This is a genomic window from Phaeobacter gallaeciensis (assembly GCF_001678945.1).
GTDB lineage: Bacteria > Pseudomonadota > Alphaproteobacteria > Rhodobacterales > Rhodobacteraceae > Phycobacter > Phycobacter gallaeciensis_A.
The window spans coordinates 696,247-718,739 of the sequence record NZ_CP015124.1 but is presented as its reverse complement, the minus strand read 5'-3'; the positions used below and the strand labels follow the sequence as shown (position 1 = coordinate 718,739).

Genomic DNA, 22,493 nt, shown 5'->3' with positions numbered 1-22,493 from the left:
GCAGCGGGGCTTGGCTGTCTAAGTGACTATTCGCCCTTTGGCAGGGTTTCAAAGGTCAGCCCCTGCGCGGTGCGCGGCGCAAAGCCTTTCCAATAGGTATGACCGGGGCCTTCCTTGCCCGCATCGTCCGTGTCGACGACGCCATCCGCCGCGCGCGGGATCAGCTCCAGATACGCGGCTTTGTCCTCGGCGCCTTTCAAGTGCAGATCCATGAAGGCCGTGGCGAAATGCTGTGCGATATTGTTCATCCGGTTGGTGTCCCAGACCGCATCCGCATAGTGTTCAAACGGCACAAAATCGAGTGTTTCCACCGGTTGCCAGCTTTCGATCGGGGCGGGCATCGGGGCGGCGGCATTGTGGTTGGCTGCCTCAAAGGTCAGAAGATGCCGGTCGGTGTTGACCATGCCTTCGAAGATCTGTCGCATGGCGGGGTATTTCGACACATCATCGGCGCTGCCCGCCATCATCATCACTGGCTTTTCCACGCCTGCTAGCCCGGTGGCATCCCAGAACCCGGTGTTCATGCCCCAGGGACCGATGGAGATCACCGCCTTGACCCGCTCGTCCACCAGCGCCTTGTGGCTGTCCGATCCGGCCAGGTGCCGCGACAGCAGCCCGGCGGGCGTGCCCCAGCTGTATTCGGTCGAGGCTTGGGTGACGCCCGCCCCGGCAAAGATCAGGGCGCCATAGCCCCCCATGGAATAGCCGATCACCCCAGTCTGCGAGACATCGGTGATGGCGCCCAGCGGTCCATCAAGCGCGGCCATCTGATCGATAACGAACCTCTGGTCGATGGGGCGGTTCAGCAGGGTCGAGCCAAAGGCCGCCTGATCGGAGTAAGTGCTGTCGGTATGGTCGATGGAGACGGTCACATAGCCTTTGGAGGCCAGGTTTTCGCCCAGATGCGACAGTAGGAAGCGGTTGCCGGGATAGCCGTGAGAGATCACCACCAGCGGATAGCGGGCGCCGGTTGCGGGCTCTGCCGCGCGGGCGGCACGGCCCTGCAACGTGACTTCGGTCGCACCATCACGCAGGACGGTGCGATAGCTGCCGCCAGGTTCGGTGCCGGGCGCGGCCGGATACCAGACTTCGACTGTCAGAGGGCGGTCATAGATCGGCTGACTGTCGGCCGTTGTATTGAGGATGTCGTGTTGTCCAGGGTGGGTGAAGGTCAGCGTCTGTACCCCGATCGGATGGGGTCCAAAGGCCGCCAGTTCGGGCGCATCGGGGCGGATCCGGTCAATCCGGTTTTCGGCCACTGCCGCCGTGCCCGCAGCCAGTCCCGCCGCAAGTCCGATCGCTGCAATCTGTTCGCGCATAATGCTCTCCTGTTGAAACCAATGGCCCCACGGTAGCCCGTGGTCACGACATGTGTAGCGGATGTTGTGCAATTTCCGCGTGACACTGCGTCATTCGGGTTTGGCAGTGTTGGACTGGCAGCCAGGGAGGAACGTTTCAAGATGAGACGCAACCTCTTGCCAGAGGCGGCGGGCGGCCCTAATGCGAGAGCATGGAAACTGTGATGACATATCGTGCACACGCCCGGGCCGTGGCGGTTCTGGGCCTGCCCCTGATCGGCGGCCATGTGGCCCAGTTCGCGATCAACATGACCGATACCATAATGCTGGGTTGGTATGGCGTCGATGAACTGGCGGCGGTGACGCTGGCCGGATCCTGTTTCTTTGTCTTTTTCATGCTGGGGGCCGGCTTTGCCTTTGCCGTGATGCCGCTGGTGGCGGCCGCAGCAGGCGCGGGGGAAGAGCGCCAGATCCGACGCTCCACCCGCATGGGGCTGTGGCTGTCGCTGGCCTACGGCGTTCTGGCAATGCCGGTGCTGTGGTATTCCGAGCCGCTGTTGTTGATGCTGGGGCAGAAACCGGGGGTGGCGGCGGATGCCTCGGCCTATCTGCGCATTGCAGGCTGGGGGCTGTTCCCGGCGCTCCTGGTGATGGTGCTGAAATCCTATCTGGCGGCGCTGGAGCGCACGCAGGTCGTGCTTTGGGTTACGGTGCTGGCGGCTCTTGTCAATGCCGTGGTGAACTACGCGCTGATCTTTGGCCACTGGGGCGCGCCAGAGCTGGGCATTACGGGTGCGGCGATTGCCTCGGTGCTGACGCAGCTTGTGTCGCTGGTGGCAGTGCTTGCATACGCCCTGAAGGCGTTGGCCGAGCACGAGCTGATGCGTAATTTTCACCGCCCCGACTGGGAGATGTTGCGAGAGGTCTTCCGCCTTGGCGTGCCGATCGGGCTGACCAATCTCAGTGAGATCAGCCTGTTCACCGCCTCTGCGATGATGATGGGCTGGCTGGGCACGGCCACCTTGGCGGCGCATGGGATTGCGATCACGCTGTCGGGCCTCACCTTCATGGTGCACCTCGGTCTCAGCAATGCGGCGACGATCCGGTCCGGTAACGCCTATGGGCGCCGCGACTGGCCACATATGGCGCGTGGGGCGAAGGTGGTCATCGCCCTGTCGCTGGCCATGTCGGTTGCAACGATCGTGCTGTTCCTGACCGCGCCGGATCCGCTGATTTCGCTGTTTCTGGGCACCGAGGATCCGGACAAGCCGCAAATCCTGCTTATCGGGGCCGGGCTGTTGGCCGCGGCGGCGCTGTTTCAGCTGATGGATGGTATGCAGGTGGTGGTTCTGGGGCTGTTGCGCGGGGTGCAGGACACCGGCGTTCCGATGGTGATCGCCGCGCTCAGTTATTGGGTGGTCGGCATCCCGGCCTCCTACCTGTTCGGCTTTACCTTTGGCTGGGGGGGTGTCGGGGTCTGGTACGGGCTGGCGCTGGGGCTCAGCTGTGCCGGGTTCTTCCTGCTAATCCGGTTCTGGCGTCAGGCCGCCCATAGGGTACCTGCCGCCGCGATCTGATCAGGGCCACGGGAAACGGCGACGGGCCGGTTTAGTCCTTGCGAGATTTCATCAGCTGGTCGGCCTTCTTGCGCACCAGAACCGAGCGCAGGTCGTGCATCGCCATTAACAATGCATCCGAGACTTCATCCAGCTGTTCGTCGGTGGCCTTGCTTTGCACCCAATGGGCGGTGAGGTTCAAATGGTCCACCGCCCGGTGAATGTCATCAATGTCCCGCCGCGCCAGCGTGGCGATGCGGTCTGCCATCCAGGTCTCGATCGCCTCCATGTCGCGGGCGGAAAGCTGGCGGTCCCCATGCGGGCGGATCTCGCCATTGCGTGTGTTCACAACGGCGATCTGATCCATGTCGATCCGGCGCTGGCGGTTCTCCGTATCCACACGGAACACAAAGGCCCCGTTTTCGCGGACACGGAAGTAATACTCGGGCAGCGCAGCGGACATAGGCGGTCTCTCCGGTTCAGCTGAGGGTGTCGCAGAAGCTTTTGATGCGGCGGCAGGCCTCTACCAACGCTTCGTCCGAGGTGGCGTAGCTGATGCGGAAATTCGGCGACAGACCGAATGCCGCGCCAAAGACCACGGCCACATCCTGCTCTTCCAGGAGCGCGGTGGCGAAGGCTTCGTCATCGCTGATGACGGTGCCCTTGGGCGTGCTCTTGCCAATCAGTCCGGCGATGGAGGGGTAGACGTAGAAGGCCCCTTCCGGGGTTGGGCAGGTGATCCCGTCGATATCATTCAGCGCAGCCACCACCAGATCGCGGCGGCGTTTGAAGGCGACGTTGTTTTCGGCAATGAAATCCTGCGAACCGTTCAGCGCCTCGACGGCGGCCCATTGACTGATCGAGCAGGGGTTCGAGGTCGATTGCGACTGCACCTTGCGCATGGCGGCGATCAGATGCTCAGGCCCCGCCGCATAGCCAATGCGCCAGCCGGTCATGGCATAGGCCTTGGACACGCCGTTGCAGGTGAGGGTCCGCTCGTAAAGGCCCGGCTCCACCTCGGCTGGGGTGCAGAATTCGAACCCGTCAAAGACCAGGTGTTCATACATGTCGTCGGTCATCACCCAGACGTGCGGGTGGCGCATCAGAACATCGGTCAGCGCTTTCAGTTCGGCCCGGTTGTAGCCCGCACCGCTGGGATTGGAGGGCGAATTGAAGATGAACCACTTGGTGTTCGGGGTGATCGCGGCTTCGAGCTGCTCGGGCGTCAGTTTGAAATCGCTTTCCAGCGAGGCTTCGAGCGGGACCGGGGTTCCGCCAGCCAGCAGCACCATGTCGGGATAGCTGACCCAGTAAGGCGCCGGGATGATCACTTCGTCGCCCGGGTTCAGCGTCGCCATCAGCGCATTATAAAGCGTCTGTTTGCCGCCGGTGCCGACCGAGACCTGTTTCGGGGTGTAGTCCAGCCCGTGATCGCGTTTCATCTTGGCGCAGATCGCCTGTTTCAGTTCGGGAATGCCATCGGGGGCGGTGTATTTCGTCTTGCCTGCCGCGATGGCAGCGACGGCGGCGTCCTTGATGTTCTGGGGCGTGTCGAAATCCGGCTCACCGGCGCTCAGACCGATCACATCGCGCCCCTGCGCCTTCAGCTCGGCGGCAAGGGTGCTGATGGCGATCGAGGGTGACGGTTTTACGCGAGAAAGTGTTGCTGACAGAAAAGACATGGCGGAGTGGCCCCGGTTTGTATGTTGCTGTTAACTGTCATAGGGTGCGGCCAAATCGCGATCAAGCGGCATTGGCGCGTTCAATTAAGGGAGAGCCATAATGGCTAACGATACTACAGACTGGTTCGGACCGGAGGCCGCGACGTTCGGCGATCGTGTGGCAGCTGCAAGAGAGGCTGCAGGCATGAGCCAGGGTCAGCTGTCGCGACGTCTGGGCGTCAAGAAAAGCACCCTGTCGGGCTGGGAACAGGACCTGTCCGAGCCGCGCGCCAATAAACTGTCGATGATGTCCGGCTTGCTGAACGTGTCGATGACTTGGCTGCTGACGGGCGAAGGCGACGGCATGCCCGAGCCGGGCGAGCTGGAACTGGAAGCTGGCGATTTCTCTTCCGTGCTGAGCGAGCTGCGCGAGTTGCGCGCCGAGCTGCGCGCCGGTTCGGACCGCGCTGCGCGTCTGGAAAAGAAACTGCGGAACCTGCTACAAAACGCAGCACAATAAGACGAGAGCGACTCACATGAGCGGACAGACCCCTGGGGCAGAAACACGCGAAAACCGGCTGAAGCGTTTGCAGATGCGGTCGATGCGGCGTGGAATCAAAGAGATGGATATTCTTCTGTCCGCTTATGCTGAGGCCAACCTTGCGGCCATGTCAGAGGCGGATCTCGACCTCTATGACCGGCTGCTTCATGAAAATGATCAGGATTTATATCAATGGGTTACGGGGCAGGTCTCGGCGCCCGAAGCGTTTTCTGAGCTGGTTCAACACATTGCGCAAACCTATCAATAATCATAAAAATTCAGCTTAACTGATTTTTCGGAAATTGTAGGCATTCTGTCTCTCAGCAAATTCGAGTCGGAGATGCGAATGAGTATGGAATTGCCAATTGGCCAGCAGGACCGAAAAGGGTTCATGACTGGCTACCTTGAAGCACTGGCGCTGGTAGAACGTCTGCACCGGTTGTTGCTGGATGTGATCAAGGATGAATTTGAACGCGTAGGCGTTCTGGAAATCAACGCCGTCCAGGCGCTATTGCTGTTCAACATCGGCGACAATGAAGTCACCGCTGGCGAACTGAAGACGCGTGGCTACTATCAAGGTAGCAACGTCAGCTACAACCTGAAAAAGCTGGTCGACATGGGATACATGCATCACCAGCGCTGCGAAATCGACCGCCGGTCGGTGCGTGTGCGTCTGACGCCGCGTGGCCGGGAAATCCGCGATATCGTGGCTGGGCTGTTCTCGCGTCACGCAGAAGGCCTGGAAGGCAAAGGTGTCATCAGCGGAGAGGGTATTGCAGACATTACCGCCTCGCTGAAACGTGTGGAGCGCTACTGGTCTGACCAGATCCGCTACATCTACTGATTTGGTGCTGGACCGTTTGGTCCAAAGCCGCTGCCATGCAGCCAGAAAGGCTGCTCGATCTACCTGTTAAGAAGACCCTAGTACGGCTGTAAAACGCAGCCAAAACCCCGACTTGAAGAATTCAAGAGTGAACCGTTTGCGACCTACAGGAGCTCAGCCGCGAGGGTGAGTGTCGCACAGGCAAGAATGCCTCAACAGATCAATACATGGCCCCAAAGGGAAACGGTGTTTAGCCAGCAAAGATCAAGGCCCCGACAGACCGAACACGGCAGGGGGCGTATAGAGGTACACGCGCTGCCCGCAGATCACCGCGGCGCTGAGCGACAATAAAGGCGACAAAAACAGAAAAAGGCGGCCCCGGGAACGGGGCCGCCTTTTTCACGTGTTCTGTTCTGGTGTCCTGTAGTGGACCCTGCCGGGGCCGCGCCCGGCGGCGGGTTTACCAGTGGCCGGAGCTTTCCATGCTGGCCCAGGGCTCTGCCGGTTCCAGAGCTTCACCGTTCTGCAGCAGCTCGACCGAGATATTGTCGGGGGAGCGCACAAAGGCCATGCGCCCGTCGCGCGGCGGGCGGTTGATGGTGACGCCATTGTCCATCAGGTGCTGGCACATCTCGTAAATGTTATCGACGCCATAGGCGAGATGGCCGAAATGGCGGCTGTCGCTGGGCAGTCCGTCGTCGCCATCCCAGTTGTAGGTCAGCTCGATCGGGGCATCTTCCTGACCCGGAGGCGCGAGGAAGATGAGAGAGAACCGGCCTTGCTCACTGTCATAGCGGCGCGTCTCTACAAGGCCCAGAAGCTTGTAAAAGGCCATGGATTTCTCAAGGTCCTTAACGCGGACCATAGTGTGCAAATAGGTAAGGGGCATGTGATTTTCCCTGATCTGATCACGTTCGGGCCGACAGTAACCTTCAGGTCCGGAAAGTCGAGGGGGCCAGCGTCAGAAAGCCGACTGAATGCCGAAGTTCACGCCGAAGCGATGCGATTCATAGAGGCCGATATTGCTGTCGAGCTTGGATGCTGAAATGCTGACCGTCGGGTTGAAACCGTAGTAATCAATCTTGTTGAAGGTGAGCGAGACATCTGCCTGGTAGCGGTCATCGTGGCGCCCGTCCGGGCTGTGCGGGGAGACGTCATAATCCCGGATCCGCCCCCAAAGACCGAATTGCGCCGTCGCGCCGAGGATCGGCTTGCCCAGCGTCAGCTGGGTGCGCAGGCCGACCTCCTCAAATTCGTCGGGGGCATAGTTTGACGTTGCCCCGGCCAGAGACAGGTTGGTCCAGAGCGTTGCGCCAGAGGGCAGCTTGAAGCTGTAGGAAAGATCTGCGCGCCAGGTGTCCTGGTCGCTGGTCGCGACACCGTCCTGAATTTCATGCGACAGGCGCGCGTTGATCCGGCGGCCGCGGTCCAGCTTGTAGCTTTGCCCGGCAGAAAGGCGCAGGAAGCGGGCGTATTCCTCGCCGCCATACCAGCTTTGCCCCAGATCCGCGGCCAGGCGGAATTCGCCCCTACGGTCCAGATTGATGCCACGCAATCCATAGCCCATCTGATAGGTGGCAAAGGCAAAGTCGTTGCCCTCGGCGCCGGGCGCCTGCGCCTTGGCTTCGGAAGAGAGGGTATAGCTACGCGCATCCAATGAGAAGGCGAGGTCATGAGCCCGGGTTTCGGTTTCGTGAAACCGGTATCGGGAGCGCAGGCCTACTGCGTATTCGATTCCAGAGAGCGCCATCTGGGTGCCGCCCAGCTCGAACTCCACGGGTTGGCCCAGAAGCACCTCTGCCAGCTCGTAATTCAGGAACGAGGACCGCTCGGAGGAGCCGTTGTTGATGTTGGATTCGGGAGAAACCGAAAAGGAAAACCGATGCAGCCAGGGGGTGCTGGCGCGCAGGTACCGGAAATCGCGCACTGCGCGGCGCTCCAGCTGTTCGTCCGGGGCATGTTCCACGGCGCGGCGCAGCCAGAATTGCGCCATGGTGCGTTGTCCGCCCGAGGAAAGCGCTTGCGCCATGATCAGGGCGGCTGCGTATCGGTCGCTGTCGGTCTCGGCCAGTGACCAGGCTTGTTTGGCTGTTTTTCGTGCGGTGGGATAGTCGCCGAGATCCCGCGCCGCCCGCGATTTGATGAGGAGCGCGGTGCGGTCCTCTGGGTCGCGTGAGATCAGCGCCTCGGCCAGGGCCAAAGCCTGTTTTGGATTGCTGACCTTCAAGAGCTGCGTCGCCGCAGCGCGCATCTGAGCCGGGGTCAGCACCGTTTCACCCGAAGGCGCAGCCGTGGTCACGGCCCCGAACGAAGCCGGAACCGTCGCGCAGAGCAGGACCAGTGCAGCCCTGCCCAGACCCTGGCTGAGCGGCTGAACGCGAGGCATCACAGGCTCAGTTATTGTAGACGATGAAGCCACCCGTCTCGCGGACGGAATTTGCAGCTGGGTCAAGCGAGTTTTCCAGCACCACGACACCTACGATTTCCTCGGCATTGTCGCCCGAGACCACCGCGTAGTAATTGCCGGTTTCATAGGTTTGGGCCGTGCCGTTGGCATCGACATAGGTGCTTTGCAGGGTGCCTATGATTTCGCCGTTGTCATCCAGATTGTTCGGGCCGACATCAAAGACGGCAACCGGAATACTGGACAGGGTCAGGTTATTGTCGACGTTGATCCGGTTGATCACGTCATTGGTGATGTCATTGCCGGCAGTGTCGTAGATGGTCCGGTTGGTCAGGCTGCCCCTCACCGCATCGCCGCGCCCGCCGGTCGCCGGGTTGAAGTCGTCAAAGTCGATAGCGATCTGCACGTCGGCGGTGGTGTACTCCAATCCCGCGGCGCCGTTGTAGTCCCGTAGGCCGGCCAGGGAACCGTTGTACTGGGCCTGTCCGCTGCTGGGCAGGGTGACGGAGTTATCGCGCTGATAGACGAAGCCGCCAAAGCCATAATCGGCATAGGCGCCTGTGCGGACAATGGCGAATTTGCTGTTGCCCGATGTGCTGACGCCGTAGATCGCCCGGTGGGTGAACTGGTTGATTGGCTCGTTGTCGGTGATGTCGCTGTACTGGGCGTCGGCTTCGTAGACTGCAAAGGGACCAAGGCTGCTGACGGCGGTGCCGCGGGCATAGGTGCCGTCCCCGTCAAAGGCGAGGTTGTCCACCGAGAACGTATCGTTGTTGCTGTCATAGCTGATTTCGGTGGCGTAGCCATTGCCGATATAGGCGTCTTCGGTGCTGGTACCTTCGCGGCGGAAGATGGAGGTGTCGGGGGTCGGGGAGGGGGTCCCCGGCGGGCGGCCGTCCCCGTCGATACCGGTATCTGTTCCGGTGTCGGTGCCAGTGTCGCCGCCGTTATCAGTCGTGTCTTCGGTGAACGGATTCCCGTTGCCGCACGCCGATAGCGCAAGCGCCGCAATAAATGCGCCAGTAATCTTATTCATGATGTGCCTGCCTCTGCTCGAACTTCTGGGCGGTTTTTTCTCACAATTTGCCGCAGCTCCCCAAAAGTCAACGGATTTGCGGGATGGGGAAAACTTTGTCGGCGGGGCTGGCCTGAATGCCATAGTTCGTCTTCGGGGTGTTGGCAGCAGGCGCTGGGGCGCAAGGCCTTGGCGCGAGCCGGTGCAACGGGTATGACCAAAGGCGAAACAGCCCGGCAACCGGGCGCGGCCGGGGAGGGGACGACCTTTGCAGCAATATCACGACGCCTTGCGCCACATTCTGGAGAATGGCACCCGCAGCAGTGACCGCACCGGGACCGGGACGCTGTCCTGTTTCGGCATGCAGGCGCGCTACTCTCTGGCCGATGGGTTCCCGCTGGTCACCACCAAGAAGCTACACCTGCGCTCGATCATTCACGAGTTGCTGTGGTTCCTCTCCGGGGATACCAACATCGGCTACCTGAAGGAGAACGGGGTGTCGATCTGGGATGAATGGGCGGATGAGAATGGCGATCTGGGACCGGTCTATGGCTATCAGTGGCGCCGGTTCCCGCGTCTGGATCTGGTGCCCGGAACCACGGGGGACGAAGCCCTCTATCGCGCGGGCAGTGTCGATCAGATCGCGGATCTGGTGAAGATGATCGAAACCTCGCCCGACAGCCGCCGCCTGATCGTGTCGGCCTGGAACCCGGGCGATGTGCCGGATATGGCGCTGCCGCCATGCCATACCCTGTGGCAGGTACGGATCCTAGGCGGTAAGCTGCATCTGCAACTCTATCAGCGCTCGGCGGACATGTTCCTGGGCGTGCCGTTCAATATCGCCTCCTACGCGCTGTTGCAGGCGATGCTGGCGCATGTGACGGGCTATGAGGTGGGCGATTTCATTCACACCATGGGGGATGCGCATATCTATGCAAACCATATGGATCAGGTGCAGGAGCAGCTGTCGCGGACGCCGAAACCCCTGCCGCAGCTGCGGATCAAACGGGACGTGAAATCGATTTTCGACTTCCGCTACGAGGACTTTGAGTTCCTGAACTACGATCCCGATCCGGCCATCAAGGCGCCGGTCGCGGTTTAACGGGGGCAGCAGAGATGATTACACTGATCGCGGCCCGCGCCCGAGATGGCGCCATTGGCAAGGACAACACGATACCCTGGCACGCGCCCGAGGATCTGAAGGCGTTTCAGCGTGAAACACTGGGCGGTGCCATCGTGATGGGGCGCCGGACCTGGGACAGCCTGCCGTTCAAGCCGCTGAAAAACCGCCTGAATATCGTTGTGTCATCAGATCCTGCCGCAGCGGATACCGTCTGCGCCTCGATCGGGGAGGCCATCGATATGGCCTATGCACAGGGATACCGGCGCGTCTATGGCATCGGCGGCGCCGGGATCTATGCTGCGATGATGGGGCTGGCTGATCGCCTGCTGATCACCGAAGTCGATGTTGGCGTCGAAGGCGCTGATACGTTCTTCCCCGATTTCAGCGAGGCGGATTGGAACCCCATCGGAACCACCGCCTTACGGGCGGCAGATCCGGCCTGCGCTTTGGTGGAGTACCTCAGACGATAAGATGGCCCGGTGAGGTGTCGCGTGGATCGGCGTGCCGGTGCGCGCCGCCTCACCCCCGTCAGAGTTCGGTGATTTCGCCGGCCATCTGTCGGCCATCGCGACCTTCAGTCAACTCGTAACCGACTTTCATATTGTCAGAGAGTCCCTTTAATCCGGAACGTTCGACCTGAGAGATGTGAACAAAGACATCCTTGCCGCCTGTGTCGGGTTCGATAAATCCGTAACCCTTTGTGTTATTGAACCATTTCACGGTGCCACTTGGCATGTTCCGTGTCTCCTTCTACCTTATACGCGCCCCGGATATTGCCAAGGCGTTCACAATTGCCTTTCTTCGGCGCCGGACAATGCTGCGTGAGGAGCTATACGGCGTCCGAAAAATGTCTAGGCAAGTCCGACTGTTACATGCGTGAACAAAAAATCAAGACCAGACCTCAAAATCTTCCGTAAATTACGGGAAACGATCCAAAGCGAAAGAGAATGATACGATGCAGCTTTTTGGACTGAAGAACTGTGATACTTGCCGTAAGGCACTGAAACTCTTGCCAGAGGCTACACTGGTGGATGTCAGGGCCGATGGCGTGCCGGATGATGTTCTGGAGCGCGCCTATGCTGAATTTGAAGGCAAACTGGTCAATACGCGCTCAACCACATGGCGGGGGCTCAGTGAGGCTGAACGGGAAACCCCGGCGCTTGACCTCTTGCGCGCCCATCCTGCGCTGATGAAACGGCCGCTGATCGAAGATGATGGCAAGCTGTACCTTGGCTGGGACAAGAGCGTTCAGCAGGCGCTTTTGCCCGAATAGGGCAACGAGAAACGCCATCCCCGTTTTTAGCGGGGATGGCGGAAATGGCGCGCGACAATGTCGGCTGGGATCAGGCCGGATTGCTCGCCGCGAATTTGCGGTTCAGCACGGCATCAAGCGACAGGGCACCGGCGCCTTTGATCACCAGTACGCTGAGCAGGAAGACCCACAGCAGACGCTGATCCAGAATAATGCCGTCCGGGAAGCGGTCGAACCAGGCGCCAAGCGTTTTCGGGTCGGTGCCGTTGTGACCGTAGATATCGGTCAGGGACTGCACCACGACAAAGCCGATCATGCCAAGCGCGGCAAGGCGGGTGAACAGGCCGATGATCAGCAGCAGCGGCAGGATGAATTCGGCCCAGGTGCCCGCCATGACGACCAGCCAGTGGAACGCGCCCAGCTGCGAAACGTCATAGCCGACGGCTTCGAATTGCTTCGGGAAGATCTGCGCATAGGCGCCCATGGAGGGGCTGAACAGGCCCAAAATGCCATCACCCAGCTTGGTGACGCCGGAGACCCAAAAGTACATCAGAAGGGTTGCAGCAAAGACGAAACGGGTGAGGGCAGGCAACAGCCAGCTTCCCGCGGTTTCGATGAGGCCGAAGACCGCGTTGTGGAGCGAAACAACAGAACGCATTGGTTTTCCTTTATGTCATGAGATCATAAGATCGGTCAGCCCGCCGCCCTCTAAGAGCAGGGTCAGCGGTTGGGAGAGGTCGAAATCAGGGCTCGCTTGCAGGGCCGCCTCATAGGCTGCCCCGATGCTTTGACCTTGGATCAGGGCGTCGATCCAATTAGCGCCGCCGGGGTGCAGCGGCTGGGCGATGGGATCGAATTCGGGCCGGGTGATCAGAACGTCCTGCGCCTTGGCCCGGGGGTTGGGGGCGCCGGGCTGCGTGGCGAAACGCCAGATGTCATACAGCGGCCAGTCGGAGCGCAGCAGTTCCACCGCCGGGGCAATTCCCACCTTCAGTGACATCAGCACATCAGGGGACATCCCGGCCAGCGCATCCCGTGCGGCGGGCATTGCGTCGGCTGCGTGGTAGGAGCGGCGCAGCGCAAGTTCGAGACGGGCCACATCGGGCAAGTAGCCCAGATGGTTCAGCTGCTGCATCCCGGCCAGAAAATCAGGGAAATCGCCGCCGAAATGCATCATCAGGGGCGAGGCGGGCGGGTGCTTGCGAAAGTAAAGCCCGGCCAGCCCGTCCATGTTCTCCTTGCCCAAAAGGCCCGCGATCGCCGGGAACCCTTCGTGCAGGGCTTCTGTCAGAGAGGCCGCCACATTGTTGCGGTAGACCGAAAACCGGCTACCAGCCGGACGGCCAACACCATCTGACAGCCCATCCGGAATCGGGGCATCCGGCGCCAGCAAGGCGCTGACGAAACCTGTTTGCGACAGTTTCATCTCGCCACCTGTGCCGGGGCAACTTTCGACAGGGCCTGATCCGCGCGCAGGGCCTCGTCCCGCAAGATGGGCCAGTCCGGTACATCCGTGTCCCATTCGATCAGAACGGGTTTGGGCCCGGATTTCTCCAGCGTGTAGTCGAGCAGGGACCACACCGGGTCGACGACTTCGCGCCCGTGGCTGTCGATCAGCAGCGGCGCGCCATGATCGTCTTCATCCTCGTCGTGCCCGCCCAGATGGATTTCGCCAATGTTATCAAGCGTAAAGGCATCAATGTATTCTGTGGGTGAGAACCCGAGATTGGTCGCCGAGACAAAGACGTTGTTGACGTCCAGCAGCAGACCGCAGCCCGTGCGGCGGCTGATCTCGGCCAGGAATTCCGGCTCGGACCAGTCGCTTTCGTCAAAGGCGAGATAGCTGGAGGGGTTTTCCAGCAGCATGCTGCGTCCGATGGTGGTCTGCAACTGGTCGATGTGATCGCAGATCCGCTCTAGCGTCTCTGTGGTATAGGGCAGGGGGAGCAGATCGTTCAGGAAATGGCTGTCATGGGTGGACCAGGCCAGATGCTCAGAGAAGCTCGCCGGGTTCAGCCAGTTGACCAGCTTTTTCAACCGCGCAAGGTGGTCACGGTCCAGCGGCGCTTCACCACCAATCGACAGACCCACGCCATGCACGGAGATTGCAAACCGTTCCGCCAGATGACGCAGCTGCGCGATGGGGCGGCCGCCGTCGCCCATGTAATTCTCGGCATGGATTTCCAGCCAGCGTACCGGACCAGGGCCGTTTTCATCCGTCACAGAACGGGTCAGGGCATCAAAATGCTGCGGCTTGTACCCCACGCCGGGGGTCGTCGGCAGTCTGTCGGGATGTACGGCGTCCAGCATGGCGTGTCCTGCTCGTCTGGTCGTGGATTGGGGCGGGGCGAAAATGTGAAGGGCGGGCAGGCGCGCGCCCTTCACGAAATCAATTCTTATGCGGGCAGGTCGCGCTCCAGCGGCTCCAGCGAGCCTTTGCGCGCGGTGCCGTCTGCCATTTCCGGCAGTTCGATTTCGGCGCAGGTGCCTGCGTCGACCAGGGTCCAGGCGTTGCCTTGATAGTCAACGACCGAGCTGCCCGCGCAGGTGGTGCCGGGGCCGGCGGCGCAATCGTTCTGGCCGGCCAGGGAGATGCCGTAGCACTTTTCCTTGCTCTGCGCAGCGGCAGGCATGGTGGTTGCAGCGGTCAGGGCAGCGGCAACCGCGCTGGCGACGGCGAGGGATTTTGCGTGGTTCGACATATGAAGTCCTCCTCAACGGGTTTTGCGGTATATCGAGTATACCCTTGGGGTACGTGAAAACCCTAACCCAGGTCCGGAGGTCTTTAAATTCACGAGGCTGTGTGTCACGCGGGCGTCAGGAAGTGTGACAGTCTGATAGTGTTTAACCATCTGATTGGGAACGTTAATCAACTATAAAATGAAAACCGGCCCCCGATTGGGAGCCGGTTTTTGATAGCGGTAGCCGCAATTGTTACAGCAGATCCGGCGGCGTGGCCTCAAGGCCCAACGATTTTGTTACATCGGCGAGGGTTTCGACCTTGGTCTGTTTTTCACCGAGGCGCCGCACGGAAACGGTGCGCTCTTCGACCTCGCGGTGGCCGACCGCCAGAATCACCGGCACCTTGCCCAGCGAATGTTCGCGGACCTTGTAGTTGATCTTCTCGTTGCGGATGTCCGCCTCGGCGCGCACGCCTGCGGCCTTCAGCGTTTCCACGACTTCTGCAACGTAATCATCGGCTTCCGAGGTGATGGAGGCGACAACCACCTGACGCGGCGCCAGCCAGAACGGCAGCTTGCCCGCGTGTTCCTCGATCAGGATGCCGATGAAACGTTCGAAAGAGCCGAGCGTTGCGCGGTGCAACATGAAGGGACGATGCTTGGCGCCGTCCTGACCCACATAGGTCGCTTCGAGGCGTTCGGGCAGGTTGGGGTCCACCTGAAGCGTGCCGCACTGCCAGTTCCGGCCGATGGCATCGGTCAGGGTGAATTCCAACTTGGGACCATAAAAGGCGCCTTCGCCTTCGAGGATCTCGAAGTCATAGCCGGCCGCCTTGCAGGCATCGCCAAGTGCCTTTTCCACGAAGTCCCAGCTTTCGTCGCTGCCGATGCGTTTCTCGGGGCGGGTCGACAGTTTGATGGTCCAGTCGTGGAAGCCAAGGTCGGCGTAGATCTTCGACAGGAAGTCGATGAAACGCGCAGTTTCGCTTTCGATCTGATCCTCGGTGCAGAAGATGTGGCCGTCGTCCTGTGTAAAGCCGCGCACCCGCATGATGCCGTGCAGCGCCCCCGAGGGTTCATAGCGCGCACAGGAGCCGAACTCGGCCATGCGCAGCGGCAGATCGCGATAGGATTTCAGACCCTGATTGAATACCTGCACGTGGCAGGGGCAGTTCATCGGCTTCAGCGCGTTTACCGCCTTTTCCCGGGCATGGTCTTCGTCCACTTCGACAATGAACATGTTTTCCTGGTACTTGTCCCAGTGGCCCGAGGCTTCCCACAGTTTGCGGTCAACGACCTGCGGCGTGTTCACCTCGACATAGCCGCCGCGTTCCTGTTGACGGCGCATATAGTCCTGCAGGGTCGTGTAGACCTTCCAGCCGTTGGGGTGCCAGAACACCTGACCGGGGGCCTCTTCCTGCATGTGGAACAGGTCCATTTCACGGCCCAGCTTGCGGTGGTCGCGCTTGGCAGCTTCCTCAAGCATGGTGAGGTAGGCTTTCAGCTTTTCCTTGCCGGTGAAGGCAACGCCATAGATCCGCTGCAGCATGGCGCGGTCGCTGTCTCCGCGCCAATAGGCGCCCGCGATGGACATCAGCTTGAAGGCATCGCCCGGCACCTGTCCGGTGTGCTGCAGGTGCGGACCCCGGCACAGATCCTGCCAGTGGCCGTGCCAGTACATGCGCAGCGGCTCGTCGCCGGGAATGGCGTCGATCAGCTCGACCTTGTAAGGCTCGTTGTTGGCTTCATAGAATTTCACCGCACGTTCGCGGTCCCAGACCTCGGTGGTCACGGGTTCGCGCTTGTTGATGATTTCCTTCATCTTCTTTTCGATGGCGCCAAGGTCTTCGGGGGTGAAGGGTTCGGCGCGGTCGAAGTCATAGTACCAGCCGTTTTCGATCACCGGGCCGATGGTGACTTTGGTCTCGGGCCAGATTTCCTGCACCGCGCGCGCCATGATATGCGCCAGATCGTGACGGATCAGCTCATTCGCCTGGTCTTCGTCCTTCATGGTGTGCAGGGCGATGGAGGCGTCGGCATTGATCGGCCATTGCAGATCCCAATGCTTGCCATCGACGGTGGCCGAAATCGCCTTTTTTGCCAGCGAGGTCGAAATGTCGGCAGCGACCTCGGCAGGGGTTACGCCTGCGTCATAGGATCGTGCATTGCCATCGGGAAGGGTGAGAGAGATCTGGGCCATATCGGCTGCTCCTCGTCGGTTTGGCGCCCACTGAACGCCCGGTTGCGGGTTATGGTGTCTGTGCCCCTTTTTGACCGAGGCGCTGGCGCTGTCAACCACTGCAGTCTGTCTTGGCGTCACCTTGAGTAAAGACGAAGAAGCCACAGCATATTGGTTTTCTTTCCATTCTTGCCTTTTGATGGGCGCGGGGTCACGATCCCCGGGTGTTTTGTCCGATTGCCCGATTAGAAAGAGCACCATGCATAGTTTTGAAGAGATATTGGACTTGGCGGCGGATCGCCATGGCGGCCCCGAGGCAATTGCGGCCATGCTGCCGACGATCCGTCCCAAGGCGGAGGTGGCAGAGATCCCGGACGCAATCTGGCTGCAGACCATGGCGATGCGGATCTTTTCGACCGGCATGAACACAAAGATGATCGAGGCCAAAGAGGACGATATCGTTGCCGCCTTCGAGGGGTTCGAGGTGGGGCGCGTGGCACTGATGTCCGATGAATGGTTTGATGCGCTGTTGCAGGACAAGCGGATCATTCGCAACGCCCCGAAACTGCGCGCCATTCAGGAAAACGCGGTTTTCATTCAAGAGGTCTCGGCAGAGGCGGGTGGTTTTGGCCGCAAGATCGCCGACTGGCCGGATGACCGGTTTGGGGAACTGCTATTGTGGCTCAAATCCGAAGGGTCCCGGTTGGGCGGCACCACCGGCGGCTATGTCCTGCGGCAGATGGGGCGCGATGGCTATGTCTTCACCAAAGACGTGGTCGCCCGGCTTGTTGCCGAAAGGGTGATATCGGGCCCGCCGGGATCAAGAAAGGCCATGCTGGCGGCGCAAGAGGCATTCAATACATGGCAGGCGCAGTCGGGGCGGCCTCTGGCAGAGATTTCCCGCATTCTCGCGCTCAGCATATAGGCTCGCCCGCCGGTGGATGGCCGGTTTTGCATATGGCGCCACGACATGGCAGAGGATTGGCGAAAGACATGACAGAAGGACTCGCGAGATGACGGCCAACTATCTGGAGACGCCCCAAGGGCGGCGCATCGCCTATCACAAGACCGAGGGTGCGGGGCCGGTGATCGTATTCCTTGGCGGGCTGAAATCCGACATGGAAGGCACCAAGGCCATCCATCTGGAGGCCTGGGCGCAGGCGCAGGGGCGCGCCTTTTTGCGGTTTGATTATTCGGGTCACGGGGAAAGCTCGGAAAAGTTTGAGGATGGCTGCATCGGCGATTGGCACGAAGACACGCTGGCGGCCGTCGCGGCGCTGACCGAAGGACCCATCGTGCCGGTCGGCTCTTCCATGGGCGGCTGGCAGGCGCTGCTTCTGGCGCGCGCCGTACCCGAACGCATCGCCGGGATGGTCACCATAGCTGCCGCGCCGGATTTCACCGAGGATGGATACTGGGCGAGTTTCACCGAGGCGCAGAAGGCCGAACTCGACGCGCAGGGATATGTGGAGCTGCCCAGTGATTACATGGAGCCTTACCGTATTTCCCAACGGATGATCGAGGATGGGCGCACCCGCCTGGTCCTGCGCAGCCCGCTGGCGCTGCCTTTTCCGGTGCGCTGCCTGCAAGGCACGGCCGATACGGCTGTCTCCACCGAGACCGCGCTGCGGCTGCTCGATCATGCGGAATGCGAAGACATGCGGCTGACATTGGTCAAGGACGCAGACCACCGGTTTTCCGATGAGGCCTGCCTGAAGCTGATCGAGGCGGCGCTGGAAGAGGTGCTTGGCGTTTCATGATACGGCGGGGGGCAAAATGGCTGGTCCGCGCCGGGTTGGCCCTGTCGGCCGCTGGGGCGGCGCTCTGGGCCTTTGGGCCTTATGAGCCGGTGGACCTTTCAGCCTCCTTCGAGCCGCGCCGCTTTGGTGAAGGGGTGGGGGTCTATTTCGAGACCGTCGAAAGCGCCTATTCCGATATCACGCCCGGTGCGGAAAAACGGGTAATCTGGGCCGGGCAGCCCGAAGTGCGTACGCCGCTGTCGGTGGTCTATATCCACGGCTTCTCTGCCACCTCCGAGGAAATCCGCCCGGTGCCGGATCGGGTTGCGGCGGCGCTGGGTGCGAACCTTGTCTATACCCGGCTGGCGGGCCACGGGCGCCCCGGCGCGGCGATGGCCGAACCAACGGTCAACGATTGGATGCAGGATGTGGCCGAGGCCCTGGCGGCGGCGCGCGCGGTCGGCGATCGGGTGGTGGTGATCGCCACCTCAACAGGGGCGACGTTGATGACCGCCGCGGCGCTTGATCCGGCGCTCTCGCAGGATCTGGTGGGGCTCGCAATGATTTCCCCGAACTACGGCGTCAATCATCCGGCAGCGCCGCTGCTAACCTGGCCCGCTGCGCGCTATTGGCTGCCGTTGCTGGTGGGGAAAGAGCGCAATTTTCCGGCGCGCAGCCTGGAACATGGTCGGTTCTGGACCACCTCTTACCCATCCGTGGCGGCGATGCCGATGGCGGCGCTGGTGCGCGCGGTGATGGCGCTGCCAGTGGAGAAAGCGCAGATTCCGGCGCTTTTCTGGTATTCCCTGCAGGACCGCGTGGTCCGTCCGGATTTGACCACTGGAGTGGCGGCGCGCTGGGGCGGGACGGTCGAGGTGAAGAACCACACGCCCGGTCCTGGTGATGATCCCTATGCGCATGTCATGGCCGGGGATATCATGTCGCCGGGCCAAACCGAGGCCGCCGTTGAGGATATCCTGTCCTGGCTGGCCGATCTGGAGGTGAAGTGATGGAACAGAGGATCAGCCTGATCACACTGGGGGTGCCGGATATGGAGGTGGCGACGTCCTTTTACGAGGCGCTCGGCTGGCAAAGGGCGCAAAGCCCGGATGGGGTCGTTGCCTTCGATCTGATTTCGCAGACGCTGGGCCTTTATCCGATTGAAAAACTGGCCGAGGATATCGGCCTTCCGGTAGAGGCGCTGGGCACCGGGGCGATGACGCTCAGCCACAACACCCGCAGCGCCGAAGAGGTGGACGTGCTGATGGAGGCCGCCAGAGCTGCGGGGGCAGAGGTGCTGCGCCCCGCGGGCGAGGTGTTCTGGGGCGGATACATCGGGTACTTCCGCGCGCCGGATGGCCATATCTGGGAAATCGCCCATAATCCGTTTTCGCCCCTGTCTGAAGATGGCGCCTTTCGCTGGAATGGATTTCCCGAGGCAGATTGATCTCTAATTGGCCTCTAACTTCTTGCAATTTCAAAAAACTCTCTGCAAAGTTAGAGGTGGTCGCGGAAATTCGGACCAGTCGTTAAGGTGGATCGCATGACGAAAGAAGTGATCCAGAATGAAGAAACGAAAGAACCATTCGCCTGAGTTCAAAGCTAAGGTCGCGCTTGAAGCGATCCGCGAGGAGATGACGCTGGCGGAACTTTCCAAGAAATACGGCGTGCATCCGACCCAGATCGGCACTTGGAAGCGGGCAGCGATAGAGAACATGACGACAGCATTTACGCGCCGGGGTCCGGCCCCTGGGCAGGTCAGTGCCGTCGACGTGGACAAGCTGCATTCGAAGATCGGCCAGTTGGTGGTGGAACGGGATTTTTTAGCCGAAGCCTCGCATCAGTTGCTCGGGACGCGAGGCAAGAAATGGTGAGCCGGGATCATCCGTTAAGCCTTCGTAAACAGTGCGAACTGTTGCAGTTGTCGCGGTCACGGCTTTACTATCGGCCCGTTGGCGAAAGCGCCGAGAACCTGCGGTTCATGGAAATCATCGACAAGCAATTTCTGGAAACGCCTTGGTACGGATCGCGTCAGATGGCCCGTTTTATGAAGCGTAACAATCATCGCTGTGGCCGACACCGCGTCCGGCGTTTGATGCGGCTTATGCGGTTGGTGCCAATCTACCAGGAACCCAATACCAGCAAGAAGCATCCACAGCATAGGATTTGGCCATACCTGCTGCGCAATATGGTGATTGATCGTCCCAACCAAGTCTGGTGCGCAGATATTACCTACATACCGATGCGGCGCGGGTTCTTATACCTTGTGGCCATCATGGATTGGTACAGCCGCAAGGTTTTGTCCTGGCGGCTGTCGAACAGCATGGATGCGAACTTTTGCGTCGAGGCTTTGAAAGAGGCCATTACCAAGTACGGTACGCCGGAAATCTTCAACAGCGATCAAGGCAGTCAGTTCACCAGCGGTGCGTGGATCGACGTGCTGACAGACGCAAAGATCAAGATCAGCATGGACGGGAAAGGCGCTTGGCGCGACAATCGCATGATCGAACGGCTGTGGAGGTCGTTGAAATACGAGTGCGTCTATCTGAACGCCTTTGAAACGGGATCAGAAATGCGGACTGGGATCGGCAAATGGCAGACCTATTACAACTCCGAGCGCCCGCATTCGACCCACGGCATATTGACCCCCAACGAGGCCTATGAAAGCAAAACAGAACCGATGAGAATGGCAGCCTAAATGAAACCCTGATCCACCTTAAAAAGGCTGCAAACTGGTCGAAAAAGCAGGACCACCTCTGTTGCAGTATGATACCTGTGTGACCTTGCGGCAGACTGCAGGGCGCAGAACAGCGAGGCACCGCAGATGCAATACACCACCTCCCCGGATGCTTCGGCCCAGCTTGGATTAGAACCGCTGGTGCTGCTGCCCGGGATGATGTGCGATGCGCGCGTCTTTGCTCCGCAGATCGAGGCGCTTTCGGCCTATCTGCCGGTCACGGTGGCGCCACTGCTGGGCGGTGACCGGATTGAGGCGATTGCCGCGCACATCCTGAACATGCTGCCCGAACGGTTTGCCTTGGCCGGGCTGTCCATGGGCGGGATTATCGCGCTTGAGATCCTGCGCCGTGCGCCGGATCGGGTCAGCCGCCTGTGTCTGATGGACACCACGCCTCTGGCGGAAACTCCGGCGCAGGCCGCCGAACGGGAGCCGATGATCGTGGCGGCCCGCACCGGGCGGCTGGAAGAGATGCTTGCCAAGGCCCTGCCTGCGGATTGCCTGGCGCCCGGACCTGGGCGGCTGGAGGTCCTGAACACGGTGCGGCAGATGGGGATGCATCTGGGCAGCGATCTTTTCGTCGCGCAAAGCCGGGCCTTGCAGCGGCGCATGGATCAGCAGGGCGTGGCCCGGCGCTGTCATGTCCCGACGCTGATCCTGTGCGGCGAATATGACCGACTGACGCCCGTCAAACGGCATGAATTTCTCGCCGGTCTGATCCCGCATGCGGAGCTGGAGGTGATCTCTGGTGCAGGGCATCTGCCGGTGCTGGAGCAGCCCGAGGCGGTGAACCGGGCGCTGCTGTACTGGTTGTCGCGCGCGCCAGACGCGGCCCATCAGGCCTGATCCGGCGTTCCCGGCAGAGTATTGATGTGTGGCGAGGGGGGCTTCAGCCCTGTGTCAGGGCATCTCGGTCTGCCTTGCTCAGCACGATTGGCTCGCTCACTGGGCGGCCTGTTTCGATCTCAAAGAAAGGAGTCTCTTTCCACTTGCCGGACAGGCGCGCGGTGATCATGCGGCGGAACAGGGCATAGACCATCGTCCCGGCGCCCTTGGTGCGGGGCGGTCTTCCCGGCTGGGGTTCAAAGGCGCGGGTGCGGATCTTGCCGAATATCTCGGGTTGGTCGAACAGATTGGTACGCATCCCGGCGAAGGGCAGGCCGGGTTTCGCGAGCGTGTTGGCGAAGGGCATGCCGCAGCAGCCTGCGTACCAGCGAAACAACCCCTTGGGGCTGAGCCGCATCAGGCGCAGTTCCTCCGCGCCTTGGGTGATGTGGATGCCATCCGGCGACATCTGGAAGAGCGCCACCGGACCCGGGGCAGGATCCGGCCTGTGGTGATAGAGCTCGTTGGCACGGCAATCGGCGCAGAAACAGGCGATATGAGTGCCCGACTTCAGCGCCTCTGGCGTGATGTATCCCTGCATTGTCCCGCAAGAACAGGAGAAGGCGCGGCCTGAATGGTCCTGCTCCGACGCCATCGGA

General features: G+C 60.9%; 26 protein-coding genes. 13 read left to right on the top strand and 13 right to left on the bottom strand.

What is annotated here, in order from left to right:
* Positions 1-26 precede the first annotated feature (26 nt).
* The gene (locus JL2886_RS03385; RefSeq protein WP_065270727.1) at positions 27-1,319 is read right to left on the bottom strand and encodes an alpha/beta hydrolase family protein; all 1,293 of its coding nucleotides are present in this window, start codon (positions 1,317-1,319) and stop codon (positions 27-29) included.
* A gap of 203 nt (positions 1,320-1,522) precedes the next feature.
* Here JL2886_RS03385 and JL2886_RS03380 point away from each other — a divergent pair, with 203 nt between their 5' ends.
* Positions 1,523-2,875 (top strand): MATE family efflux transporter, encoded by a 1,353-nt coding sequence (locus JL2886_RS03380; RefSeq protein WP_082996143.1) that lies wholly within the window; start codon positions 1,523-1,525, stop codon positions 2,873-2,875.
* A gap of 31 nt (positions 2,876-2,906) precedes the next feature.
* Here the strand turns inward: JL2886_RS03380 and JL2886_RS03375 are convergent, their stop codons facing one another.
* The gene (locus tag JL2886_RS03375; RefSeq protein WP_065270725.1) at positions 2,907-3,317 is read right to left on the bottom strand and encodes a hypothetical protein; all 411 of its coding nucleotides are present in this window, start codon (positions 3,315-3,317) and stop codon (positions 2,907-2,909) included.
* 16 nt (positions 3,318-3,333) lie between these two features.
* Positions 3,334-4,536, bottom strand: a complete 1,203-nt coding sequence (locus JL2886_RS03370) for a pyridoxal phosphate-dependent aminotransferase (RefSeq protein ID WP_065270724.1) — start codon at positions 4,534-4,536, stop codon at positions 3,334-3,336.
* Positions 4,537-4,636: 100 nt separating this feature from the next.
* Here JL2886_RS03370 and JL2886_RS03365 point away from each other — a divergent pair, with 100 nt between their 5' ends.
* The 3 genes from JL2886_RS03365 (at position 4,637) to JL2886_RS03355 (ending at position 5,900) form a co-directional block, all read left to right on the top strand.
* Positions 4,637-5,035: a helix-turn-helix domain-containing protein gene (locus JL2886_RS03365; RefSeq protein ID WP_065270723.1), complete on the top strand. Its 399-nt coding sequence runs from the start codon at positions 4,637-4,639 to the stop codon at positions 5,033-5,035.
* Positions 5,036-5,051: 16 nt separating this feature from the next.
* Positions 5,052-5,324, top strand: a complete 273-nt coding sequence (locus tag JL2886_RS03360; RefSeq protein WP_065270722.1) for a succinate dehydrogenase assembly factor 2 — start codon at positions 5,052-5,054, stop codon at positions 5,322-5,324.
* A gap of 78 nt (positions 5,325-5,402) precedes the next feature.
* Positions 5,403-5,900, top strand: coding sequence for a MarR family winged helix-turn-helix transcriptional regulator (locus tag JL2886_RS03355; RefSeq protein ID WP_197492335.1), 498 nt, complete (start codon positions 5,403-5,405; stop codon positions 5,898-5,900).
* A gap of 439 nt (positions 5,901-6,339) precedes the next feature.
* On the opposite strand, the gene JL2886_RS03350 is transcribed toward JL2886_RS03355, so the two are convergent.
* From JL2886_RS03350 to JL2886_RS03340, 3 genes are all read right to left on the bottom strand, one after another.
* The gene (locus tag JL2886_RS03350) at positions 6,340-6,768 is read right to left on the bottom strand and encodes a VOC family protein (RefSeq protein ID WP_065270720.1); all 429 of its coding nucleotides are present in this window, start codon (positions 6,766-6,768) and stop codon (positions 6,340-6,342) included.
* A 72-nt stretch (positions 6,769-6,840) separates the two neighbouring features.
* The gene (locus JL2886_RS03345) at positions 6,841-8,265 is read right to left on the bottom strand and encodes a surface lipoprotein assembly modifier (protein WP_065270719.1); all 1,425 of its coding nucleotides are present in this window, start codon (positions 8,263-8,265) and stop codon (positions 6,841-6,843) included.
* Between the two features lie 7 nt (positions 8,266-8,272).
* Positions 8,273-9,319 carry a hypothetical protein gene (locus JL2886_RS03340; protein WP_065270718.1) on the bottom strand — a complete coding sequence of 349 codons (1,047 nt, stop codon included), beginning with the start codon at positions 9,317-9,319 and terminating at the stop codon, positions 8,273-8,275.
* 247 nt (positions 9,320-9,566) lie between these two features.
* Between JL2886_RS03340 and JL2886_RS03335 the strand changes: the two genes are divergently transcribed.
* Together JL2886_RS03335 and JL2886_RS03330 are read left to right on the top strand one after the other, a co-directional pair.
* The gene (locus tag JL2886_RS03335) at positions 9,567-10,400 is read left to right on the top strand and encodes a thymidylate synthase (RefSeq protein WP_065270717.1); all 834 of its coding nucleotides are present in this window, start codon (positions 9,567-9,569) and stop codon (positions 10,398-10,400) included.
* A gap of 14 nt (positions 10,401-10,414) precedes the next feature.
* The gene (locus tag JL2886_RS03330; RefSeq protein WP_065270716.1) at positions 10,415-10,891 is read left to right on the top strand and encodes a dihydrofolate reductase; all 477 of its coding nucleotides are present in this window, start codon (positions 10,415-10,417) and stop codon (positions 10,889-10,891) included.
* Between the two features lie 58 nt (positions 10,892-10,949).
* On the opposite strand, the gene JL2886_RS03325 is transcribed toward JL2886_RS03330, so the two are convergent.
* Positions 10,950-11,156, bottom strand: coding sequence for a cold-shock protein (locus tag JL2886_RS03325; RefSeq protein WP_065270715.1), 207 nt, complete (start codon positions 11,154-11,156; stop codon positions 10,950-10,952).
* 220 nt (positions 11,157-11,376) lie between these two features.
* On the opposite strand from JL2886_RS03325, the gene JL2886_RS03320 reads away from it, so the two are divergent.
* Positions 11,377-11,694, top strand: coding sequence for an arsenate reductase family protein (locus tag JL2886_RS03320; RefSeq protein WP_065270714.1), 318 nt, complete (start codon positions 11,377-11,379; stop codon positions 11,692-11,694).
* Between the two features lie 70 nt (positions 11,695-11,764).
* Here JL2886_RS03320 and JL2886_RS03315 read toward each other — a convergent pair whose 3' ends face one another.
* The 5 genes from JL2886_RS03315 to thrS form a co-directional block, all read right to left on the bottom strand.
* Positions 11,765-12,331 (bottom strand): DoxX family membrane protein, encoded by a 567-nt coding sequence (locus JL2886_RS03315; RefSeq protein WP_065270713.1) that lies wholly within the window; start codon positions 12,329-12,331, stop codon positions 11,765-11,767.
* 15 nt (positions 12,332-12,346) lie between these two features.
* Positions 12,347-13,099: a DNA-binding domain-containing protein gene (locus JL2886_RS03310; RefSeq protein ID WP_065270712.1), complete on the bottom strand. Its 753-nt coding sequence runs from the start codon at positions 13,097-13,099 to the stop codon at positions 12,347-12,349.
* Complete coding sequence (locus JL2886_RS03305; protein WP_065270711.1) at positions 13,096-13,983, bottom strand: DUF692 domain-containing protein; 888 nt, start codon at positions 13,981-13,983, stop codon at positions 13,096-13,098. The genes JL2886_RS03310 and JL2886_RS03305 overlap by 4 nt, the downstream gene beginning before the upstream one ends.
* Positions 13,984-14,069: 86 nt before the next feature.
* Positions 14,070-14,375 (bottom strand): DUF2282 domain-containing protein, encoded by a 306-nt coding sequence (locus JL2886_RS03300; protein ID WP_065270710.1) that lies wholly within the window; start codon positions 14,373-14,375, stop codon positions 14,070-14,072.
* A gap of 232 nt (positions 14,376-14,607) precedes the next feature.
* Positions 14,608-16,554, bottom strand: a complete 1,947-nt coding sequence (gene thrS, locus JL2886_RS03295; protein ID WP_065270709.1) for a threonine--tRNA ligase — start codon at positions 16,552-16,554, stop codon at positions 14,608-14,610.
* 238 nt (positions 16,555-16,792) lie between these two features.
* Between thrS and JL2886_RS03290 the strand changes: the two genes are divergently transcribed.
* From JL2886_RS03290 to JL2886_RS03260, 6 genes are all read left to right on the top strand, one after another.
* Positions 16,793-17,458: a DNA-3-methyladenine glycosylase I gene (locus JL2886_RS03290; RefSeq protein ID WP_065270708.1), complete on the top strand. Its 666-nt coding sequence runs from the start codon at positions 16,793-16,795 to the stop codon at positions 17,456-17,458.
* Positions 17,459-17,546: 88 nt separating this feature from the next.
* On the top strand, positions 17,547-18,293 hold the full coding sequence (locus tag JL2886_RS03285; protein ID WP_065270707.1) for an alpha/beta fold hydrolase: 747 nt from the start codon (positions 17,547-17,549) through the stop codon (positions 18,291-18,293).
* Positions 18,290-19,282, top strand: a complete 993-nt coding sequence (locus JL2886_RS03280; protein ID WP_065270706.1) for an alpha/beta hydrolase — start codon at positions 18,290-18,292, stop codon at positions 19,280-19,282. Before JL2886_RS03285 ends, JL2886_RS03280 begins: the two co-directional genes overlap by 4 nt.
* The gene (locus JL2886_RS03275; protein ID WP_065270705.1) at positions 19,282-19,719 is read left to right on the top strand and encodes a VOC family protein; all 438 of its coding nucleotides are present in this window, start codon (positions 19,282-19,284) and stop codon (positions 19,717-19,719) included. The genes JL2886_RS03280 and JL2886_RS03275 overlap by 1 nt, the downstream gene beginning before the upstream one ends.
* Before the next feature lie 118 nt (positions 19,720-19,837).
* A protein-coding gene (locus JL2886_RS03265) for an IS3 family transposase (protein ID WP_237028413.1) occupies positions 19,838-20,970 on the top strand; the annotation gives its coding sequence in 2 pieces (ribosomal slippage) (positions 19,838-20,090 and positions 20,090-20,970; 1,134 coding nt in all).
* Positions 20,971-21,096: 126 nt separating this feature from the next.
* The gene (locus JL2886_RS03260; protein ID WP_065270702.1) at positions 21,097-21,855 is read left to right on the top strand and encodes an alpha/beta fold hydrolase; all 759 of its coding nucleotides are present in this window, start codon (positions 21,097-21,099) and stop codon (positions 21,853-21,855) included.
* Positions 21,856-21,898: 43 nt separating this feature from the next.
* Here JL2886_RS03260 and JL2886_RS03255 read toward each other — a convergent pair whose 3' ends face one another.
* Positions 21,899-22,489: a DUF6151 family protein gene (locus JL2886_RS03255; protein WP_065270701.1), complete on the bottom strand. Its 591-nt coding sequence runs from the start codon at positions 22,487-22,489 to the stop codon at positions 21,899-21,901.
* Positions 22,490-22,493: the final 4 nt, after the last annotated feature.

Excerpts from the sequence above, each read along its gene's own strand:
- thrS (WP_065270709.1), bottom strand. The coding sequence starts at position 16,554 with ATGGCCCAGATCTCTCTCACCCTTCCCGATGGCAATGCACGATCCTAT.
- JL2886_RS03340 (WP_065270718.1), bottom strand. The coding sequence starts at position 9,319 with ATGAATAAGATTACTGGCGCATTTATTGCGGCGCTTGCGCTATCGGCG.
- JL2886_RS03330 (WP_065270716.1), top strand. The coding sequence starts at position 10,415 with ATGATTACACTGATCGCGGCCCGCGCCCGAGATGGCGCCATTGGCAAG.
- JL2886_RS03280 (WP_065270706.1), top strand. The coding sequence starts at position 18,290 with ATGATACGGCGGGGGGCAAAATGGCTGGTCCGCGCCGGGTTGGCCCTG.
- JL2886_RS03360 (WP_065270722.1), top strand. The coding sequence starts at position 5,052 with ATGAGCGGACAGACCCCTGGGGCAGAAACACGCGAAAACCGGCTGAAG.
- JL2886_RS03320 (WP_065270714.1), top strand. The coding sequence starts at position 11,377 with ATGCAGCTTTTTGGACTGAAGAACTGTGATACTTGCCGTAAGGCACTG.
- JL2886_RS03305 (WP_065270711.1), bottom strand. The coding sequence starts at position 13,983 with ATGCTGGACGCCGTACATCCCGACAGACTGCCGACGACCCCCGGCGTG.
- JL2886_RS03345 (WP_065270719.1), bottom strand. The coding sequence starts at position 8,265 with ATGCCTCGCGTTCAGCCGCTCAGCCAGGGTCTGGGCAGGGCTGCACTG.
- JL2886_RS03290 (WP_065270708.1), top strand. The coding sequence starts at position 16,793 with ATGCATAGTTTTGAAGAGATATTGGACTTGGCGGCGGATCGCCATGGC.
- JL2886_RS03315 (WP_065270713.1), bottom strand. The coding sequence starts at position 12,331 with ATGCGTTCTGTTGTTTCGCTCCACAACGCGGTCTTCGGCCTCATCGAA.
- JL2886_RS03325 (WP_065270715.1), bottom strand. The coding sequence starts at position 11,156 with ATGCCAAGTGGCACCGTGAAATGGTTCAATAACACAAAGGGTTACGGA.
- JL2886_RS03275 (WP_065270705.1), top strand. The coding sequence starts at position 19,282 with ATGGAACAGAGGATCAGCCTGATCACACTGGGGGTGCCGGATATGGAG.
- JL2886_RS03365 (WP_065270723.1), top strand. The coding sequence starts at position 4,637 with ATGGCTAACGATACTACAGACTGGTTCGGACCGGAGGCCGCGACGTTC.
- JL2886_RS03310 (WP_065270712.1), bottom strand. The coding sequence starts at position 13,099 with ATGAAACTGTCGCAAACAGGTTTCGTCAGCGCCTTGCTGGCGCCGGAT.
- JL2886_RS03260 (WP_065270702.1), top strand. The coding sequence starts at position 21,097 with ATGCAATACACCACCTCCCCGGATGCTTCGGCCCAGCTTGGATTAGAA.
- JL2886_RS03380 (WP_082996143.1), top strand. The coding sequence starts at position 1,523 with ATGACATATCGTGCACACGCCCGGGCCGTGGCGGTTCTGGGCCTGCCC.
- JL2886_RS03300 (WP_065270710.1), bottom strand. The coding sequence starts at position 14,375 with ATGTCGAACCACGCAAAATCCCTCGCCGTCGCCAGCGCGGTTGCCGCT.
- JL2886_RS03355 (WP_197492335.1), top strand. The coding sequence starts at position 5,403 with ATGAGTATGGAATTGCCAATTGGCCAGCAGGACCGAAAAGGGTTCATG.
- JL2886_RS03255 (WP_065270701.1), bottom strand. The coding sequence starts at position 22,489 with ATGGCGTCGGAGCAGGACCATTCAGGCCGCGCCTTCTCCTGTTCTTGC.
- JL2886_RS03285 (WP_065270707.1), top strand. The coding sequence starts at position 17,547 with ATGACGGCCAACTATCTGGAGACGCCCCAAGGGCGGCGCATCGCCTAT.
- JL2886_RS03370 (WP_065270724.1), bottom strand. The coding sequence starts at position 4,536 with ATGTCTTTTCTGTCAGCAACACTTTCTCGCGTAAAACCGTCACCCTCG.
- JL2886_RS03350 (WP_065270720.1), bottom strand. The coding sequence starts at position 6,768 with ATGCCCCTTACCTATTTGCACACTATGGTCCGCGTTAAGGACCTTGAG.
- JL2886_RS03385 (WP_065270727.1), bottom strand. The coding sequence starts at position 1,319 with ATGCGCGAACAGATTGCAGCGATCGGACTTGCGGCGGGACTGGCTGCG.
- JL2886_RS03375 (WP_065270725.1), bottom strand. The coding sequence starts at position 3,317 with ATGTCCGCTGCGCTGCCCGAGTATTACTTCCGTGTCCGCGAAAACGGG.